The 18700-nt window shown below is 63.4% G+C and carries 21 protein-coding genes; 18 read left to right on the top strand and 3 right to left on the bottom strand.

Annotated elements, in window-relative coordinates:
- The first annotated feature begins 2 nt into the window (after positions 1-2).
- The 18 genes from ARC39_RS21530 (at position 3) to ARC39_RS21615 (ending at position 16938) form a co-directional block, all read left to right on the top strand.
- On the top strand, positions 3-293 hold the full coding sequence (locus ARC39_RS21530) for an HNH endonuclease domain-containing protein (RefSeq protein ID WP_068117744.1): 291 nt from the start codon (positions 3-5) through the stop codon (positions 291-293).
- Positions 294-775: 482 nt separating this feature from the next.
- Positions 776-2509, top strand: coding sequence for a J domain-containing protein (locus ARC39_RS21535; RefSeq protein WP_236545338.1), 1734 nt, complete (start codon positions 776-778; stop codon positions 2507-2509).
- Between the two features lie 369 nt (positions 2510-2878).
- Complete coding sequence (locus tag ARC39_RS21540) at positions 2879-3808, top strand: ArdC family protein (RefSeq protein WP_068117750.1); 930 nt, start codon at positions 2879-2881, stop codon at positions 3806-3808.
- A 73-nt stretch (positions 3809-3881) separates the two neighbouring features.
- Positions 3882-4271 carry a DUF3768 domain-containing protein gene (locus ARC39_RS21545; RefSeq protein WP_068117753.1) on the top strand — a complete coding sequence of 130 codons (390 nt, stop codon included), beginning with the start codon at positions 3882-3884 and terminating at the stop codon, positions 4269-4271.
- Between the two features lie 151 nt (positions 4272-4422).
- Positions 4423-6396, top strand: a complete 1974-nt coding sequence (locus ARC39_RS21550; protein ID WP_068117756.1) for a ParB/RepB/Spo0J family partition protein — start codon at positions 4423-4425, stop codon at positions 6394-6396.
- A 70-nt stretch (positions 6397-6466) separates the two neighbouring features.
- On the top strand, positions 6467-7060 hold the full coding sequence (locus tag ARC39_RS21555; RefSeq protein ID WP_068117758.1) for a regulator: 594 nt from the start codon (positions 6467-6469) through the stop codon (positions 7058-7060).
- Positions 7060-7716 carry a DUF6927 domain-containing protein gene (locus ARC39_RS21560; RefSeq protein WP_068117760.1) on the top strand — a complete coding sequence of 219 codons (657 nt, stop codon included), beginning with the start codon at positions 7060-7062 and terminating at the stop codon, positions 7714-7716. The genes ARC39_RS21555 and ARC39_RS21560 overlap by 1 nt, the downstream gene beginning before the upstream one ends.
- Positions 7717-7827: 111 nt before the next feature.
- Positions 7828-12087, top strand: a complete 4260-nt coding sequence (locus ARC39_RS21565) for a strawberry notch family protein (RefSeq protein ID WP_068117763.1) — start codon at positions 7828-7830, stop codon at positions 12085-12087.
- 124 nt (positions 12088-12211) lie between these two features.
- Entirely contained in the window at positions 12212-12598 is a 387-nt protein-coding gene (locus ARC39_RS21570; RefSeq protein ID WP_068117765.1) for a DUF6878 family protein, read from the top strand.
- Position 12599: 1 nt separating this feature from the next.
- Positions 12600-13091 (top strand): DUF6915 family protein, encoded by a 492-nt coding sequence (locus ARC39_RS21575; protein WP_068117768.1) that lies wholly within the window; start codon positions 12600-12602, stop codon positions 13089-13091.
- On the top strand, positions 13092-13364 hold the full coding sequence (locus tag ARC39_RS21580; RefSeq protein WP_068117771.1) for a hypothetical protein: 273 nt from the start codon (positions 13092-13094) through the stop codon (positions 13362-13364).
- A 2-nt stretch (positions 13365-13366) separates the two neighbouring features.
- Positions 13367-13645 (top strand): DUF5983 family protein, encoded by a 279-nt coding sequence (locus ARC39_RS21585; protein ID WP_068117773.1) that lies wholly within the window; start codon positions 13367-13369, stop codon positions 13643-13645.
- Between the two features lie 81 nt (positions 13646-13726).
- On the top strand, positions 13727-14005 hold the full coding sequence (locus tag ARC39_RS21590; protein WP_068117776.1) for a hypothetical protein: 279 nt from the start codon (positions 13727-13729) through the stop codon (positions 14003-14005).
- A gap of 116 nt (positions 14006-14121) precedes the next feature.
- Positions 14122-14850: a DUF736 family protein gene (locus tag ARC39_RS21595; protein ID WP_068117779.1), complete on the top strand. Its 729-nt coding sequence runs from the start codon at positions 14122-14124 to the stop codon at positions 14848-14850.
- 219 nt (positions 14851-15069) lie between these two features.
- On the top strand, positions 15070-15300 hold the full coding sequence (locus ARC39_RS21600; protein ID WP_068117781.1) for a hypothetical protein: 231 nt from the start codon (positions 15070-15072) through the stop codon (positions 15298-15300).
- Between the two features lie 15 nt (positions 15301-15315).
- Positions 15316-15699, top strand: coding sequence for a hypothetical protein (locus ARC39_RS21605; RefSeq protein WP_068117785.1), 384 nt, complete (start codon positions 15316-15318; stop codon positions 15697-15699).
- Entirely contained in the window at positions 15683-16435 is a 753-nt protein-coding gene (locus ARC39_RS21610) for a phosphoadenosine phosphosulfate reductase domain-containing protein (protein ID WP_068117787.1), read from the top strand. The genes ARC39_RS21605 and ARC39_RS21610 overlap by 17 nt, the downstream gene beginning before the upstream one ends.
- Positions 16432-16938 carry a JAB domain-containing protein gene (locus tag ARC39_RS21615; protein ID WP_078059406.1) on the top strand — a complete coding sequence of 169 codons (507 nt, stop codon included), beginning with the start codon at positions 16432-16434 and terminating at the stop codon, positions 16936-16938. The genes ARC39_RS21610 and ARC39_RS21615 overlap by 4 nt, the downstream gene beginning before the upstream one ends.
- Positions 16939-16957: 19 nt before the next feature.
- On the opposite strand, the gene ARC39_RS21620 is transcribed toward ARC39_RS21615, so the two are convergent.
- The 3 genes from ARC39_RS21620 to ARC39_RS21630 all read right to left on the bottom strand — a co-directional run bounded on the left by ARC39_RS21620 (position 16958) and on the right by ARC39_RS21630 (position 18517).
- Positions 16958-17173 carry a hypothetical protein gene (locus tag ARC39_RS21620; RefSeq protein WP_068117789.1) on the bottom strand — a complete coding sequence of 72 codons (216 nt, stop codon included), beginning with the start codon at positions 17171-17173 and terminating at the stop codon, positions 16958-16960.
- A 227-nt stretch (positions 17174-17400) separates the two neighbouring features.
- A complete protein-coding gene (locus ARC39_RS21625; RefSeq protein WP_068117792.1) occupies positions 17401-18015 on the bottom strand; it encodes a DUF3800 domain-containing protein in 615 nt (204 codons plus the stop codon).
- Positions 17999-18517, bottom strand: a complete 519-nt coding sequence (locus ARC39_RS21630) for a helix-turn-helix domain-containing protein (RefSeq protein WP_068117795.1) — start codon at positions 18515-18517, stop codon at positions 17999-18001. Before ARC39_RS21630 ends, ARC39_RS21625 begins: the two co-directional genes overlap by 17 nt.
- Positions 18518-18700 lie beyond the last annotated feature (183 nt).

The following is an 18700-nucleotide window of genomic DNA, read 5'->3' on the forward strand; positions in this document are numbered from 1 at the left end:
CAATGCCGTATTCGACAAACCCCAAGGCACAACACGTCTGGCAAAAGGCGCGACGCGTCAAAGGAAAGAACCCCAATCTTTACCGACAAGATTCCCAGGGCAACCTGATCTACAAGTCGGCTTACGACAGGGACAGCCCCATGGGCTGGCAGGTTGATCACATCTGGCCGAGGTCCAAGGGCGGATCAGATGCGCAACGCAACCTTCAGGCGCTTCAGACCGGTGCCAACAAACGCAAGTCGAACAAGACGCCGCGGCGGCAAAGCACGCGGTACCGCAAACGTCGTTGGTAGGGCATCGATCCGTGGCATGACCTGATTGGCCGGGAAGACCGCAACGCCACAACCTTGCACCTATTGGGTTGTGTGCTGTCTCCTTACATCCTTGATTGGTGCTATCGCCGCGCCTTGGGAGGCAGCATACTACTTTCGATGCATTTCGAGGGTTTAATATGGTTGGCATTTTCAAACGGCTTTTCGGAGGGAGCGCATCGGACGAAGCTCCGCGAGCGAGATCAGCGCAGGAGCAGCCTAAAGAGAAAACCCGACCCGACCCGAACTCGGAGACTATACGGGTTTCGGATCCGTCCCTGCCTGGAGGTTCCTATTTCGCTCAACTCGAGCGTCTGACCGCTTGCATCTCGGCAAGAAACTACCCGGAGGCCGCCACTGCGGCGCGTGCGAGCCTGCCGTTGTTGCGGGAATGGCTGCGGGATCCCGCCGGTGACGGACTGCGCCTCGACATTAGGATACCGGCTCTCTCTCAGGGTGGTACCATGATGGCCATCACCGGCGACCGGGATGGACTGTCCGAGTTGCGTGCCCTCGTTCAGGAATTTGATTTCCTAGAGTCGTATCGGGAGGAGGCAGATGAGCATTTCATCGACTTGGACCTCGTCAACCGGATTCGGGATGTCATCCGCGCTAAGCCGGGCGTTCTGCAAAACCAGATGAAGACCGAGTTGGGGATCACTGACGGGCGCAGGGCCAGTCGACTGGTCTCGTATTTGGAAAAGTCAGGAGAGGTACGACGCGCGAAAAGCGGCAAGACCCATGAGCTCTACTTGGCTGATTTCGCGATGCCCGAGGCCGTTGCCGAGACGATCTACACCGAGCCCAACAACCCGGGATCGCATCGGAGAGAGGCTCGAGCGACACGGCCCCGCGAACCGGACCTAAAGCATGTAAACGTCGTGCCCCTTCCGCCTTCTCCAAATGCCTGGGAGCGACCGGTCGAACTTCTCACAACGCAGGAAATCTTCGCGGACCCTCACGGTGCTTGGCACGAGATCGTGGTTGAATCCATCCCGAAGGAGGACCGGCCCGATCCCGCGTTCCGCAGGCATTACAGTACGCGGGGAGGTGCGCTCTCATTCGACGACCTTGCGAAGTCGGATGCGAGCGTGGGTGCGCCCGGGGCGGTGATATTCAGCAATGGTAAAGGCCAATCAGGAACACCCGTATCCTTGCGCCGTGACCCCTATCACGTTTCGGTCCACCCGGAAGGTGAAGGATTTGCCCTGCGCTCGAAGAGCAATGTGTTGACGGTCTATGACAGAGACTTGCAGGTAGAATTCGAAACCGACCTCGCGCGCGCACCGGAAGTTGCGGCGAACCGGGACCGCTTGGGCCTGCCAGAGAGCGAGACCCACCGAGCGCTACGTTGCATCGCGCTAACGCCCGATCGGGACCGCTATCTTTTCACGCATATAGACGAGGCCTGGTGTATCGATCGGAACGGCAAGTGTCTCTGGGGCCTCCGAATGCCGGCCAAGGAACCTACCCGCATCCGGATCGGTGGTGCGAGCTTTGGTACAGCGGCCGAGATCAACGACGCTCTCGAGGTGATGGGGTTGGTTATGCCGGTCACGCCCGACGAAATCCGCCAGCGATACCGGAAATTGGTGCGGGAATTGCACCCGGACCTCAATCCCGGAAACGAGGAGCGGATGAAAGCTGTTAATGTCGCGTCCGAGCGGCTGACCGGTCTGGACCCCGAACAGCTGGACGGCAGTGAGGCAGGAGACGACGGTTTTGAAATCGTGATCAGCTTTGGCGCTGCGGCTCAGGCGGATTGGATCTATGCCGCTGCCTTTTCGGGAACCGGAGAAACCGCGCTTCTCGGCACTTACGCCGGCCGTATTGTTCGCGTGGACCGGGACGGCACACCGACAACGATCTATGACGTCGGTTCCGTTCCGGTTCGAATCATCGAAACCGAAGCCTTCCTCTATGTGATGACCACGACACGTCTTTATGTCCTTGATGGTGACCGGATGGTGGCGCTGGAGGATTGTTCGGCCAAGTGCGACTTGCTCGTCGGCGGTGGGATGGTCCTTCTGGTGGAGAGCAAGGGCGTTCGTGTCTTCGCCGAAGATGGCCGACCACTCGGTATCGCCCTGACAAAGACGCCTATCCGACGAGCGTATGTAGATGAGACAGATTTGGTGATCGAAACACGCACGCATCGCGGTCGGTTTCGCGGTGTGGGCGCAGGCGGGGTCCGGTAGTCACACGCAACGGTCAGAGAACCTCGTGGGCATATATAGAGTGATATTATCCAATTATCTAACCAGAGATCGCCGTGGCGCGCGGATTTCAGAGGGTAACGCTAGTGCTCCTGCATATCGTGGCCGCTGCCTTGGGTTCGGCCTCTGTCGGTTTGCCAGACCCCCGCTGGAAATAGTTCAGCCAGTCCTCCGTCGTTGTGACCTGAAAAGTTAAAGCGGGCTTTGGGTCCTGACGGATCCGGAGAATGCGGAAGGGGTCTGGCGGGGTTCCGCAGGGGGCCTGCCACCTCACCGCGGGGTTACTTTCCAAAACCGTTCTCCGGTCCGCGCACGGCTGCCGTGCGCTCCTTCTGACATCGGAGACCACCCATGGCCAAATCCAAGCCCAAATTCGACGCCGCGGCGTCGATCACGAACGAACTCATCCGGATCATCGAACGCGGAGTCCTGCCGTGGCGCAAGCCCTGGACGGCGGGTGGCAGCTCCCGGCCTCTGCGGGTGTGCGGCGAGCCCTACCAGGGCGTCAACAACTTCCTGCTGACCATGCGGACGACGATGGCGGGCTACGCCTCGCCCTTCTGGATGACGATGCCACAGGCCAACGCCATGGGCGCCAGGATCCGCAAAGGCGAGAAATCCTCCCTGGTGGTCTATTACGGGCAGAGCCGGAAACAAGGAGAAGGCGGTGACGCGGCTGACGAGGGCGAGGCCGACGACGCCCGCGTCTTCCGTTTCCAGAAGTCTTACAGGGTCTTCAACGCATGTCAGATCGAAGGGCTCCCGGACAGTTTCCATCCCGACCCCGAGCCCGTGCCGGATCATCCGGCCGCGGAGCCGATCGCGCATATGCAGGCCTTCTTCGAGGCCATCGACATCAACACGGTGTTCGCGGGCGATGAGGCCTATTACATGCCGGCTGTCGACAAGGTCTACATGCCGCCCATCTCACGGTTCCAGGACCCGCGGAACTTTTACGGCGTTTGGGCGCACGAATATTCTCATGCCACAAAGGCGCCGCATCGCCTGAACCGCAACTATGGCCTGTCCCGGTTCGGAAACACGGCCTACGCGCGCGAAGAAATCGTCGCCGAGCTCACCGCCTGTTTCCTGGGCCAGCGACTCGGGTTCACGGCGCATACGCTCGAGATGAACGCGGCATACCTCTACAACTGGATCCGCGTACTTAGATCAGATTGCAATGCGATCTTCAAGCATGCGGCCGACGCGCAGCGGGCCTGCGACTATCTGATCGCCCGGTCGGAGGCGGGCAGGGTGGGGGATGCCGATCGGGCCGCGTGAGGTGATGCCTCAGAGCAAAGGAAAAGCTGGCCTTGGGTCTGGTGGTTTTAACCCATCCGGAAAGGACAGACCCATGAGCAATCCAGAACCCGCCGAGCTCTCCCCGCCCGACGCCGCCGCCATCGCCGCGCAGAACGACGCTTTCCGGAGGCTTGCCTGCCTCGGTATCGCGCCGGATAAACCGATCCAGGGCCGCATGCACGTCACCCGCTCCTTGATGGAGGCGGGAGACGGCTTCATGGCCGAGGCCGTGAAGGCCACCGGGGAATTCGAGACTTTCGAGCCCGAGAACGATCCCGAGGGCTGGCACGATTTCGGGGCGGTCACGATCCGCCGCGAGACCGTGTTCTGGAAAATCGATATGTTCGAGGCCGACTCTGACTTCCGATATGGGGCCGAGACCCCCGACAACCCCACGACCACCATGCGCGTGCTGACCATCATGATGGCGCGTGACTGGTAGGGGAGGGCGCACCTCCCTCTTCAACATCGACAGGCCCGCTGACCCTTCGAAAGGGAATGCGGGCCTTTTGTCCTTTTGATCCCCGGATCGGGGGATCGGTCAGGCCGTCCGGGCTCACCCGGGTGGCGCAGAACCCAGAGAAGGACATCTCATGACTCGAAGCTTCAAACCCGTTTCCGTCGCCATCGGCGACCTCGTCCCGCATCCCGCGAATGTGCGGACCAACTCCCCCGAGAGCTACGCCTCCGAGAACATCGCGCATCTGAAGGCCAGCATCGCCGTCCTCGGCCTGCTGCAACCGCTGCTCGTCCAGAAGCTCTCGGCCGGGTTCGGCGTCCTCGCCGGCGGCCGGCGCCACGCGGCGCTCTTGGAACTCGTCGCGGACAAGACCGCCAAAGGCTTCACCAAGAGCACGAAGATCGACTGCCGACTTGTCCCGGACGATTGCGACGTGACCACCGCGCTGTCGCTCGCGGAGAACATCACCCAGGCCCCGATGAACGCCATCGACGAGTTTGAGGCCTTCGCGCGGATGATGGAGGTCGACGGCCAGACGCCGGAGACCATCGCCAAGACCTTCGGCACCACGGTCGCTGTCGTGAAAGGCCGACTGCGCTACGGGCTCATCCATCCCGACATCCGTGCCGCGGCACGGGCGAAATCGATCACGCTCGATGTGATGAAGGCCTTCGCGGATCATCCGAGCCAGGAGGTGCAGCGCGAGGTCTTCGAGGCGCTCACCAAGGAGGACAACTATGTCCAGGCCTACACCGTCCGGAACGCGTTGAAGTCGCGCGGGGTCCAGGTCAGCGACGATATCGGGGCCTTCGTGCGGAAGGACTACGAGGCGCGTGGCGGGGCCATCGCGGCCGATCTCCTGGACGAGCATTCGGTGCTCGAGGATTCCGCGCTGGTCGAAACGATCCTGCTGGAAAAACTCGCCGCCGCCGCCGAAGAAGCCCGCGCCGAGATCGGCTTTGCGTGGGCCGATGCGGTGGTCCAGTACGACTATGCCGCCATGGCGGACTACGGCCGGGTCTATCCCGGTCCGGTCGAACCCGATGAGAAGGGTTCGAGGCGCGTCGATGAGATCACCGCCGAGCTTGAGAAACTCGAACATGAGATGGAGAATGAGGAACTCGAGGATGAGGCCTACAATGATCTCTACGAACGTGTTGACGAGTTGGAGGCCGAGGCACGGGATCTGCAGGAGGCCTACAGCGCCGAGGATCTTGCGAGGTCCGGCGTGATCGCCGCCTGGGCGCATGGCAAGATCTCCCTGTATGGCGGGATGGTGCGCCCCGAAGACAAGGCTGAGAGTTCCGGCAACTCGTCCTTCGTGCCGGGCGAGAAAGGTGCCGCGGACAGCGACGAAATCACCTATCCCGCCTCGCTGACCGAGGATCTCAAGACCGAGCGGGCAATGGCGCTCGGTGCGGCCATGGCCATGCACCCGGAGGCCACGCTCGACCTCACGCTCTTCAAGCTCGTCACCGACGTTTTGGGCCACGGCATGGGCGTCACCCAGGCGATCAGGGTCGATGCGCGCCAGGAATATCGCAGCCATGCGAAGATGGACGAGATCGACGGCACCTCGCTCGAACAGGTGGCCGAAGTCCACGATGCGTTGGATCTCTCCTGGGCCGATGACGCGAAATCCCCCGCCGACCAGTTCGCCCTCTTCCGGGCACTCGATGCCGGCGAGAAGGCGAAGCTTGTCGCCTACGCCACCGCGGCAACCACGCAGTCCTGTTTGGCGCGGGACCGGCAGCGCGACAGCCTGATGTTTGATTTCGAGGTCGAGATCATGCCGGACATCCGGGCGCACTGGACCCCGAACGCGGCGCTCTTCAACCGGTTCAAGAAGGCGTGGCTCCTGAAGATCCTCGGCGAGGAGCTGGGGCTCGCGCAGGAGGCGGTGACCCTGGCCTCGTCGACAAAGCGGCAAGTCGTCGAATTCTGCGACAAGCTCTTCGCCGAACCCTTCGCCACACTCACGGATGCTCAGCGCACGGCGGTTGCTTCCTGGTGCCCGCCGATGATGCAGACGGCAGGCGTCGAACCGGCCGAGACGCCCGAAGCCGGGATGCCCGAAGACGAAACCGAGGTCGCGGAAGCGGCCTGATCGAGCAGGCGACCCGCACCGCAGCGCCGGTGCGGGTCGCACCCCTCCCTCCTACATACAGGTAAATCCCATGGCACTTCTCAGCTTTTCCGCGACCAGCGTCGCGGCCCAGATCGCGCATGCGCGCGGCTGTTCCACCTTCCTGCCCAACTGGAACGGACCGGTTGGCAAACCGGCCCTGATCCTGATCGTCGGCAATGGCGTCCATCTGCGCTCGAACGGGATCGATGGTACGACAACGCGGATCGTCACCACCGAACGCGCCGATCCCTCCCATGCCTTCGCCGAGGGCATCAACCCGTTCCGCGATCCGGACTGGATGGCGGCCCGGCAGGCGGCGTTTCGCAACCTGACCGGCCAGTTCTACACCGATATTCTCGATGACGTGCAGATGCTCATCGATCGGGGACACGATACCATCCGTCTTGCAACCGATGGCCACACGATCCGCGTCTTCCTGCGTCGCCCGGCCGACTACCTGATCGGGGGGACCTATGATGTTCCCTCCGGTCTCGGCGGCACCTTCCGGGTGATCCTCAGGGACGCCACCGACACCCATGCAATCGTGCAGAACTACGGCAACTGCGAAGATTTCGACGAGATGCTGCCCTACAGGGTGCCGCTCGATGCGCTCATCGAAATCGATGACCGGAGGGCGGCATAGTGGGCTGGCTCTTCTACACCGACCGCCGCGTGAAGAGCTACGCGGACGAGAAAGCGGAAGTCGCCCGGCTCTGCACCTTCGAGACGGAAACCCGCCAGACATTGTTGCGCAAGGCCTGCAAGGTCGGCTCGACCTGGTATGCGGCAGCGAAGATCACGAATGTCGACTGCTCGCCTGTCGAGGATGCGACCTATGTGACCGACGAGGACGGATCGATTACCTTCGCCGCCGTCTTCCTGACGCGCTACGACGATGGCTGTTGGGGATACACGGACATGGAGGAGAGCGCCGGGCCGGTGGAGTCACGAGCACCGCTCAGCCTTCTGGCCCTGCTCTCCGAGCTGAAGGATCCCGACAGCTATGCGCACGCTTGGCGCCAGCGCTGCCGGGACTGGGCGGCGATCCCGGACTACGAGGAGGGCGACAAAATACGGCTGGCTGCACCGGTCACGCAGACCGATGGCAGCACCTGCCAGATCGTGACCGCCACCCACTACCGGCGCGGAGGGAAAAAGCGCCGGTGCTATCGTATCGAAGAAACCGGCGGGCTCGTGCGTCTATCGAAAGCCTCGCTTGCCGGGTCCGAGCTTCTCAGCTCCGCTAAGGGTGACGCGAGCCCCGTTCTGGCGGAGTTCTTCGCCGGGAAAAGCTCCTGACAGCCCCCTCTTCGTGGTCCGTCCAGCTTCAGGCCGCCTCTGCGCATTCGAAAGCGTAGAGACGGCCTTCTGTCCTGTCGGACCCGCAACCTGACTGGAAGGACAGACGACATGGCCAATCAATGCCCCAAGCACGGACCCGATATCCCATCACAAGCCCGCCTCCGGGAGGCCCTGTCACAGATCGCTAGGGAGATCGAAGACCAGCCCCTCAGAAGCTCGTCGCTGGCGCGGATCATGCGCGAAACCTTCGATGGCAGCGACGCGGGCGGTGCGTGGTCCTGGCGCATGGCCTATGACATGATGCAGGCCGCCGCGGCTATGCACTTGATGCGGGACGGCGGTTCGGTCGCCTTTTCGACCGCCAGATTACTGGCCTCGCGGCTCCTGACGGAGACCCGCCGATCCGAAGCGCAAATCCGCCTGCAACAGTTCAGCACCCCGTTGCCCTACGCCGCTCTGGTCGCCCGCGCCGCCGCCATCCGCTCCGGCGAGACCTTTCTGGAACCCTCGGCCGGCACCGGCGCACTGGCCGGTTTTGCCGTCCTTGCTGGCGGCAAACCGATGCTCAACGAGATCGATCCCTTCCGCCAGGTGCTTCTCGATTTGGTGTTCGAGAGCGAGGTGACCGGTTTCGACGCCGAGCATATCGACGATCTCTTGACTGTGCCCGATCTTCCGGGCGTCATCGTGATGAACCCGCCCTTCTCCTCTTCGGCCGACCGCGCGCGCGACAAACACATCGCGGCGAAGCACCTCGTCTCAGCCGCCAAGCGCCTCGCGCCCGGCGGGCGCCTCGTGGCGATTATGCCGATGGGATTCACACCGGAGCGGGACGCGGCGCATTGGGCGCGAGCCTCGGCCATTGCAAGACCGCGCCTCGCGCTCACGATCCCCGGCCATGTGTACCGCAAGCTCGGCACCACCGTCGAAACCCAGCTCATGGTCTTCGACAAGGTGCAGGAGGAGGTCGAATGCGTCCTCGCGGTCGTCGATGATCTGGATGCGGCATGGCAAATCGTCGATGACATCGCCGCAGCTCGATCGGTCACCCCTCTTGTCCAGACCAGTGCGCAGGCACGGCCTGGGTCGCGCCGGGTCGGTGTCCCTATTGCACGTAAGCGCCCATTCGCCCAGGCAGCATCTGCCAAACCCAAATCGCATGCCGCCATCCCGCTCGCCTTCACCAGCCTCGGCACCCCCCGCGAGAACATCCCGGTCTCCGACATCTACGCTCGCTATCGCCCGCAGCGGATCGAGATCACGGGCGCGCGGGAACATCCCACGCCGCTCGTCGAGAGCATCGCCATGGCCTCGGTGGCGCCGCCGGCTCCGTCGAGCGAAGCCGGCGCCGATCTACGCCTGCCCGGCCGCCTGATCGAAGAGGGCCATCTATCCGAGGCCCAGCTCGAGACGATCCTGATGGCGAACGATGCCCACGCGCGCGACCTGCCGGGGCGATCTACCATTGACGTGGACCAGACCCGGATGACCCGCGCCGACGACGATCCGGAAGCGAAGGCCTATCGCCTCGGATACTTCCTCGGCGACGGCACCGGCTGCGGCAAGGGCCGGGAATGCGCCGGGCTCATCCTGGTCAATTGGCTCGCGGGCCGTCGCAAGGCGGTCTGGATCTCCAAATCCGCCACGCTCATCGAGGACGCGATCCGCGACTGGACAGACCTCGGGGGCTCGCCCGCCGACATCCAGCCGCTCTCGAAATGGAAGCCCGACCAGCCGATATCCATGGGCGACGGCATCCTCTTCGTGACCTATGCCACGCTGCGGTCGGCGGGCAAATGCGGGACGACCCGCCTCGACCAGGTTCTCGACTGGATGGGAGCAGAGTTCGACGGCGTGCTGGCCTTCGACGAGGCCCATGCCATGCAGAATGCTGCCGGGTCCGACGAGGGCAGGGGGGGCAAACCCTCCCAGCAGGGGCTCGCGGGCTTGCGCCTGCAGCTCGCCGCGCCCCGGGCGCGGGTCTTCTATGTCTCGGCGACCGGGGCCACCAGTGTTCACAATCTCGCCTATGCCTCCCGCCTCGGGCTCTGGGGCCAGGGGCCGGAATATCCCTTCCCGAGCCGCGAGAGTTTCGTCTCGGCGATGGAAGCCGGCGGGGTGGCGGCGATGGAAGTCGTGGCCCGCGACCTGAAGACGCTCGGATTCTATACGGCGCGGGCGCTCAGCTTCGACGGCGTGGAATATGACGTCCTCGAACACGCGCTCACCCCGGCCCAGATCGAGATCTACGACGCCTATAGCCTCGCTTTCCGGACGATTCATCACAATCTCGAGGCGGCCCTGACCGCCACCGGCGTCAACGATGCCTCCGGCCAGACCAACGCCTCCGCCGCAAAGGCCTCGGCCAAGTCTCGGTTTGAGAGCACCAAACAACGCTTCTTCAACCACCTGCTTCTGGGGATGAAAGCGCCGACGGTCATTCGCGCCATCGAAGAGGATCTGAAGGACGGATTTGCCTGCGTCATTCAGGTTGTCTCGACGGGCGAGAGCCTGCTGAAACGCCGGCTGGACGCGATGGACCCCGAAGACGAACTGACTCAGGGAGCCTTGACCCCGCGTGACTACGTTCTCAGTTACCTCGAACAGGCTTTCCCGATCCACGCCCAGAAGCTGGTGGAGATCGACGGCAATGTCGTCGCCGAACCGCTCCGCGACGCGAACGGCAAACTGGTGGTGTCGCGCGAGGCCGAGGCCTTGCGCGATGCGGCGATGATGGAGCTGATGGCCCTGGCGCCGATCCCGTCGGCGCTCGATCAGATCCTCTGGGCCTTTGGCGACGAGGCCGTGGCGGAGGTGACCGGGCGAGGGATCCGCCCGCTCAAGGGGCAGGACGGTGCGCTCTTCATCGAGAAACGCAGCGCCAGCAGCAATTCATCCGAGGTGACGGCATTCATGGCGGGAGAGAAGGAAGTGCTGATCTTTTCGGACGCCGGAGGGACGGGACGCTCCTATCATGCCGCCCGGACCGCGAAGAACCAGAAGCGGCGGCGGCACTATCTGCTGGAACCCGGCTGGCGGGCCGATGCGGCGATCCAGGGGCTCGGCCGCACGCATCGATCGGCTCAAGTGTCAGCACCCTTCTTCCGGGTCTGCACCTCGGATGTGCATGGCGAGAAACGCTTCACCTCCACGATCGCCCGGCGGCTCGACCAGCTGGGGGCGCTCACCAAGGGCCAGCGCGAGACCGGCTCGCAAGGGATGTTCCGCGAGGAGGACAATCTGGAAAGCCCGATCGCCCGGGCGGCGCTTCGCGGGTACTACGCCGATCTGGCCGCCGGGCGCGCCGGGGCGATGAGCTACGAGCAATTCGCCGACTGGACCGCCCTGAAGCTCATCGATCAGGACGGCGTGCTGCTGGAAGAGCTCCCGCCGATCCAGCGCTTCCTCAACCGGGTGCTGGCGCTGCCGATCCATTTGCAGAACGCGCTCTTCGCCGAGTTCATGTCCCGGATCGCCGACCAGACCGAGCGGGCGCGGGCCGCCGGCACGCTCGATCTCGGCGTCGAGACGTTGCGTGGCGAACGGATCGAACGGGTCTCGACGGAGGATCTCTGGACCTGTCCGCGCTCCGGGGCGGTGACACGCATCATCGGGCTCGAGGTGACAGACCCCGTCCATGTCCTCTCCGCCGATGAGGTTCTGAATCGGAATCCGGACAAGCTGCCGATGATCAATCGCGCCTCCGGGCGCGCGGCATTGATCTCTGCTCGGCCGATGCAGATGTATGACGAGGAGATCGTCACGCTGATGCGCAAGGTGACCCGGCCCACCGGGTCGACCTATGTCGAGGAAGGGAGGTTTCAGGCGTCCGCCTGGGAAGAGATCAAACCGTCTGAGTTCTGCCGCCTCTGGAACGAGGAGGCAGACAGCCTCCCCAAAACCACCACGACCAAGCTCTATCTCCTGACCGGGCTCTTGCTGCCGATCTGGAAGGACATCCCCTCGGGCAACGAGCGCATCTACCGCGTCACGCCAGAGGGGCAGGCAAGCATGATCGGTCGCACCGTCAGCGAGGACGGTGCCGCCGCGCTCAGAGCCCGGTTCATGGTCGGCGCCCCGAAAACCCCGCAGGAGATGCTGACGGCCGCGCTCGGGTCCACCGCGCCGGTCGATCTGGGCCGGGGTCTCACGCTCACCCGCCGCCGGGTCGCCGGTGCGATGCGCCTCGAGATCGACGGGGCCGACCGGGGCACGATCGACGGGCTGAAGGCCTTGGGGTGTTTCACCGAGATCATCGCCTTCCAGCTGCGGGTCTTCGTGCCGCACGGGGAGGGCGTCGATACCGCCGCGATCCTGGGCCGGATCGTGGGGGATGGGTCTCCGACGGCGGCAGATCGCGCCGCCTGAAAGGGAAAGTGGGCTCTTGGTCCGGGGAACGCGGAAGGGGTTTTGCCCGTCCGCGTTCCGGCGCCGTGGCGGGTCTCAGGACTCCCCGGCGTTTCCTCCAAACTCAGGCACAAGGACGAGACCCATGACCGATCTCCAGATCAACTTCGCCGAGACGATGGCAAAATGGCAGGCCGAACGCGAAGCCGTTAACAAGGCCGCCAGGGGCGAGCTGCTCCCGCAACTGCGCGCCCTTGGCATCGCTGAAATCGTCGCCGAATACGAAGGCTATGGCGATTCCGGCAATATTGAGGACGTGACGGTACAGCCGGCGGGCATTGTGCTGCCGAACGACCTTATGACCAAGCTCGAAGACTTCGCCTGGTCTGTCGCCTATCACCAGCATCCGGGCTTCGAGAACAACGAGGGCGGCTATGGCACCCTGACCTGGGATATCGCCGCCGACAGCATCACGCTTGATCATGCCGACCGCCATGTCGAATGCACCCACAGCCATGACGAGGGGCTTTGACATGGCCCATCCCCTGCATCATGCCGAAAGCTCCGCCCGGAAGTATGGCGGTAAGCCCTCCGACTATCAGTGCCTGCATGAGTGGTTCGACCAGAGCAAGGAGCACCTCGCGCTCTTCGTTCACAGAGCCCATCGTCATCACGCTCTTGGAGTGTTCGAACTGGAACGCCAGTTCGGTCGAACGCTGACCAATAGCGCGGGCAGGGTCATTCCGGCCCGCTGGATCGGCGAGCAGCATGTCCGCGAGGATTGTCAGGGCCGCATCCCGTCGCTTGCCGACTGGCTTATCCGCATCCAGCCCGAGCCGTGGATGGCCAATGGCCGGATCGATTTCGATCCACCCGGGATTGTCGGCGATCCGCGGGTCGCGTGGATGGCCGAGGTGGCAGACGGCAGGACGATCCTCGGCCTCAAGGACTGGATGGAGGCGCGGGCGCCCACGGCGCCGTCGTTCATGAAACAGGAGATCGCAGAAACCGGGGAGGTAACCTGAATGGCTTCCGTAACCATCATAACGCAGCTGCATTGTGCCGCCACCGGCACGATCGACCTTCCCGAGGGGAAGACCTGGGGTGATGTGACCGACTGGTATGTCAAATGGGGTCGAGCCCACCTTACCTTCAAAGGCGGAGAAAGGGAGGAGATCGACTGCAATCCGGACATCGGGGATTCCATCGACTGGAAGCGGCCCATCCACGCGGAAATCTACGCGAACGACGCCTCCGGCGAGCCCGATTTTAGCGTCGTGCTGGATGAGAGGGGTTGATCATGCAAAATGTCCGCGGATTCTACGATTGCAGCACCGCACATCTGCCCGAGCCGACGGCCCAGGCCATCGACAGCGGGCTCTTCGCCAAATCGCCGACCATGCAGAACGAATTTGGCTGGCTGTTTTCGGTGCCCGAAAGGCTCGCCGATTTGCCGCCCGCGGTAGGCTGCGACGCCTTCAAGACCGTTATGGCGTTGGCGATGGATGCTGGGTGCGACTACGTCCTGTTCGATCGGGACGTCCCACCCGTCCCCTATCTCGAGGTCTTCGACTGGTAGATCGAATGCGGTTGCACAGAGGCCCGATCGGAGGATCGGGCCTCTCTTTTTTCCAATGCCAACACTGAAATGGAGATTCAGATGAACATTGCGGAGATCAAGGCCGCCGTGGATGCCGGCAATGCCGTCCACTGGGCGAACGACGGGTATCGGGTTCACCGGGATTGCCTCGGCCAGTATCTCATCACCTTTGTGCGGAACGGCAGCACCATTGGTCTGACCGACCGGAGCGGTCGACGGCTGAACGGGGCCGAGGCCGACTTCTTCATATCTGAGGCGAGCAAGGATGCAACGACAGAGCAGGGGAGGGAGGTGCGTGGGGCGACGTCGGACACCCGCTCGGGCGTCGGGCCGGGCTGACAGGCGGGAGAGAAAGGAGAGAAGGCTTTTGGTTTTGCGATCCCATGAGGGGTCGAAAAGCAATCCCGCGCGCTCTGGCAGGAAGCCGGGCAGCGGCAAACCCGAGGAGAAGACCCATGTTCGCAGGAACCCTGACCAAAAACGCCGAGACCGCCACCGCCGCCTATGCCGGCATGATCCATTCGACCCGGTTCGACATCGCGATTCAGCTCGAGACCCGCACGAAGATGTCCGAGCGGAGCCCGGACTATGATGTGACCGCGGTGAATAAGTCGGGCCGCAAGGTGCGCATCGGCACGGCCTGGAACGAGACCGGCAATACCACGGGCAATCCCTACATCTCGATGCAGATCGATGTCGGCCTCGGGCCGTTCCGCGTCAACGCCGTGCAGACCAAGGAAGCCCGCGAGGCAATGACCGGCGAATTCGAGATCATCCCGCTGGTCTCGAACGGCGCCATGAAGTCCGGCTCGATCTCGGGCGAACTGACCGCGATGGATGCCGATAACGCCTTCGCCGGCTACATCGCCAACATGATGTTCGACCTCGACTTCATGCTGATCGAGAACAGGTTCAAGACGGAAGAAACCCATCCCGATTACCGGATCGAGGTCAGCTCGCCGCGCGGCCACCCGATCCGTGTGGGTTCGGCCTGGATGGCGAAAAGCAACCGCACCGGGAACGACTACGTCTCGCTCCTCATCAATACGCCCGATGGCGATTTGAGGGTGAACGCCGTGCAGAACGAGGAGCAGCGCGGCGGCCAGACCTTCTCGATCATCCCCTTCGTCGAGAGCGCCGGCCGGGAGCGGTCGGACAACACCGGCCTCGCCCTGGTGGGCTGACACACAGCATTACCGCAACGAAAGGGCGTCCCGGGCAACCGGGGCGCTTTCGTCCGTGCAGGCCTGATCCTCCTCCCCGGAAACAGGTCTGACGGGGCGGTGCCGGTCCTGTCTCCGACCGGCCCGCGCCTCCTGTCCGCAAGAGGCAGGTCCCGTGAGGGGAGCCGCGGATACGCGGCTCCCCTCTTTTCGTTTCACCCCATCAGTAGGACTAAACGCATGTTCAATCTCACCCATCCCAAGCTGGTCACGCTCGCCGAGGCCGAAGGCTATGCCGATGTCGCGGACTTCCTGGAGGACCACGCGCTCGAAAGCATCGTGCCCGCGATCTGCATGGCGCCCGATTGCGACCACGCCGCCGATCTCGAGCCGGATCAGCGTGCGGGCTTCTGCGAGGCCTGCGGCCGCGCCTCCATGAAATCCGGCCTCGTCATCGCCGGCATGATCTGAGCGTCGGGGGTTGCCATGACAGTCTACAGATACACGACCCCACGCACCCGCCTGACCTGGTCTGACGTCAGCGAGTGGGTCGATGCCGCCCATCGGATCGGCAGTCGCCAGTTGAGTGCGGCGCGCAACAGGGCCTACGCCGCCCATGCGGCAGCTCTGCCCCGAGACCTCATCGACCGCGAGACGCATATCCCATCGCTGGAAGCGGCGCTTCACCTCCTCAAATACGGACATCCCAGCCTCGCCCGGCCACAGAGAGGCCATCGCGCCGGCCACCCGACCACGCCGGTCATCATGGATCTGATGAACCGTCTCGCCGTCCTGAAACGCCAGGACCAGATGCCCGCCGGGGACAACTGGACCGCCTTGTTCGGAGGCTCCGATGCGCATTCCGGCTGACATCTCCGACATGATTGACCGCGGCGCCCTTGTGGCGATCAACCATTCCGGCGGCAAGGACAGCCAGGCCATGACGATCCGGCTGATCGAGGCCGGCATCCCGCGCGACCAGCTCCTCATCGTTCACGCCACTCTTGGCGACGTGGAATGGCCCGGTACGATCAGCCATATCCGGAAGACCACGTTCGGGCTGCCACTGGTGATCGCACGACCGCGCCGGTCGTTCTTCGAGATGGTCCGGGCACGGGGTATGTTCCCATCCCCGCGATACCGCCAATGCACGTCCGACCAGAAGCGCGGTCCGATCGAGCGCGAGCTGCGGCGCTATCTCGCGGCCAACCCCCGCTTCGCCGGGCAGATCGTCAGTGCGATGGGGATGCGCGCCGAGGAGAGCGCCGCACGCCGCAGCCGTCCTGTCGTCAGCTTGAACGCCCGCAACAGTGTGGCGGGCCGAACCTGGATCGACTGGCTGCCGATCCATGGCCTGACCCGGCGGGAGGTGTTCGGTGCCATTGCCGCCGCAGGGCAGGAGCCGCATTGGGCCTATGGCCGCGGTATGTCGCGGCTGTCCTGCAGCTTCTGCATCATGTCCTCGCTCGCCGATCTGCAATGTGCCGCGCGGCTGCGACCGGACCTTCTCGCCACCTACATGGCTCTCGAAGACGAGATCGGCCACACCCTCCGTCCCGATGGGACGAGCCTCCGCGAAACCCTTAGCCGATTGGACGCAGCATGACCCATCACGATCCCAATCAGATCACCGAACGGCCATCGTCCGGGTTTTCCGAGGCCGAGATGGTGACCATCGACGCCGCCCGCACCATTCTGCGCAGGCATGCCCGTTCGACCGCCGCCTTGCAGTCCTGGACCATGCTGACCGACTATCTGGCTCTCAATGCCGTCCATGAACGGGTCGAGGTGTTTCGTGTGCTGCTGCTGGACCGGAAAAACAGGCTGATCCGCGACAGGGTCATGTCCCGCGGCAGCATCGATCACGTCCCGGTCTATGTCAGCGAGGTACTCCGCTCGGCCCTCGTTCTTGACGCCTCCGCTATCATCATGTGCCACAACCACCCCTCGGGCGATCCTGAGCCAAGCCAGGCGGACATCGAGTTGACCGGCAGGATCGTGGAGGCCTGCAAGGTGATGGAGATCGTTGTCCACGATCACATCATCGTCGGCTTCGGGCGGGAGAAGAACGCGTTCAGCATGCGGGCCGCCGGGATGATGGGCGATTAGGTCAGCGGGTTTTCCGGTATCATTCCCTTGCGCTCCTCACATTGATCGATGCGGCCCATTCGTCCAATACCTCATCGGTACTCTTGATGATCCTGTCCCGTTCCGGCTGGAACTGGCCCTGGGCGGCAACGTCGCCCACCAACGCTGAACGCGCTTCCTCCTCGCTGATCCATTCCAGGCGCTTGTGAAGGCGTTCGATTTCCGCGCGAAATCTCTCATCATCGGCGTCTGCCATCGTCCATGTTCCCCTCGTTGTCTGTCTGTTGCGCAACCTGCCGTGCGTAGCGTTCGAACGGCGCAGGAGTTGAATCTTCACCCCACCTCTGCTATATGCTGTCTCGACAGCGATGCTGTTGGCGACCCGTCATGCCGCGTGCAGGGCGAGCGTCGCGGTGACCCGAACCTCAAATGGTTCGGTTGCGAGCCGCTCCTAGAAACCGCCCTCGGGGCGGTTTTTTCGATTCAAAGCACCCGGATCCCATAGTTCTCATGTAGTCCTTTCGCATTCTCTTCGCCGCGGTGAATCCACATGCGCGCATAGGCGACCACGTCCGCGAGCTGCAGAAGACGCGATGCTGCGGAATCGATCTGGCTGATGCGGTTCACAGCCTTGAACCGCCCGTCATGCTGGCACGCCTCCGAAATCATCCGCTGGCACTCGGGGTCCGTGTTGTGGTGGTTCAGATCGAGGATGAGTTCCACGTTGCCGACGCCCTGACCGCGAATCCTGTTCAGCTGCCGGAACTGCCCGATGGCGACCTTGACGGTTTCAATGACATTTCCGGCGTAGATCGCCGGCGCCGTACCCTCGGTGACCGTTCCCAGCCTGTTCATCAAGATCATGCTCTTGGGCCTGTCCGTCTGGGCATATCGAGCCAGAAGGCTTTGCAGATACTCCCGGCTCAGGTTCGCCGCATGCAGCTCGTTCGCATTCGGCTCCAGCAAATCGCTCAAGGATTTGTCCGCGCGTCCACACTTCCGTGCCCAAGCCATCACGCATCCGAGCGCGAAGCCGGGTTCGCCGGCGGTTCCGCATTCGTCGATGAAACAGAGGATGCGCTTATTCTGTGCCGCCATCGCCCTTGGCCTTTCTGGCGCGGGCGCTGGCCCTGGCGCGCGGCGTCTCGGTCAGGGCCCGTGCTTCTTCCCGCTCCTTCCGTTCCTCCTCGAAATCCGGCTCAAGTTTCTTCAGCTTGTTGATCAGCCCTGTCAGGTGGTACCGGTTCGGCCCGTAGTCGCCGGCGCTGGTCTTCCATTGCTCGCGCGTGACGAGCCCCGCCTCCTCGAGCGCCTTGATGTTGATCCTGATCGTCTGCTCGGTGATGCCGATGCGCTTGGCAAGATCACGCTTCGTCGGGAAGGGCGGGCGGAGCGGATCGTAGTAGTAGCCGAGCAGTTGGACGATGATGGTCAGTTGCGTGGGCGTGATCCCCAGCCGGTTCTGCGCGCGCAGCAGGATGTTCGGAACGCCGGTATATCCATGCGAATAGACCTTCGGCCCGAAGATGCGTTCGGTCGAGGATTTTTCCGGCGCCGTCTTGCGCGTCTTGCTTGTTCTGGTCGTGGTTGTCTTTGCCATTGCGGGCCTCCTTACCATTCGATCTACGGAGGCTTGGGCGTCGTCTCAATGGCTTGGCCGGGCCTTCGGGTGGCGCATTTTCCACCCCACCCGAATTTCGGTATTCCGCTACTCCCGGAGTCGCGGTGATTGGAACACGCTGCTTAGGTGTACGACATCCCGCCGGAGGTGGGGTTGATAGCC

It is taken from the genome of Tropicimonas marinistellae (assembly GCF_001509585.1).
Taxonomy (GTDB): Bacteria; Pseudomonadota; Alphaproteobacteria; order Rhodobacterales; family Rhodobacteraceae; genus Tropicimonas; species Tropicimonas marinistellae.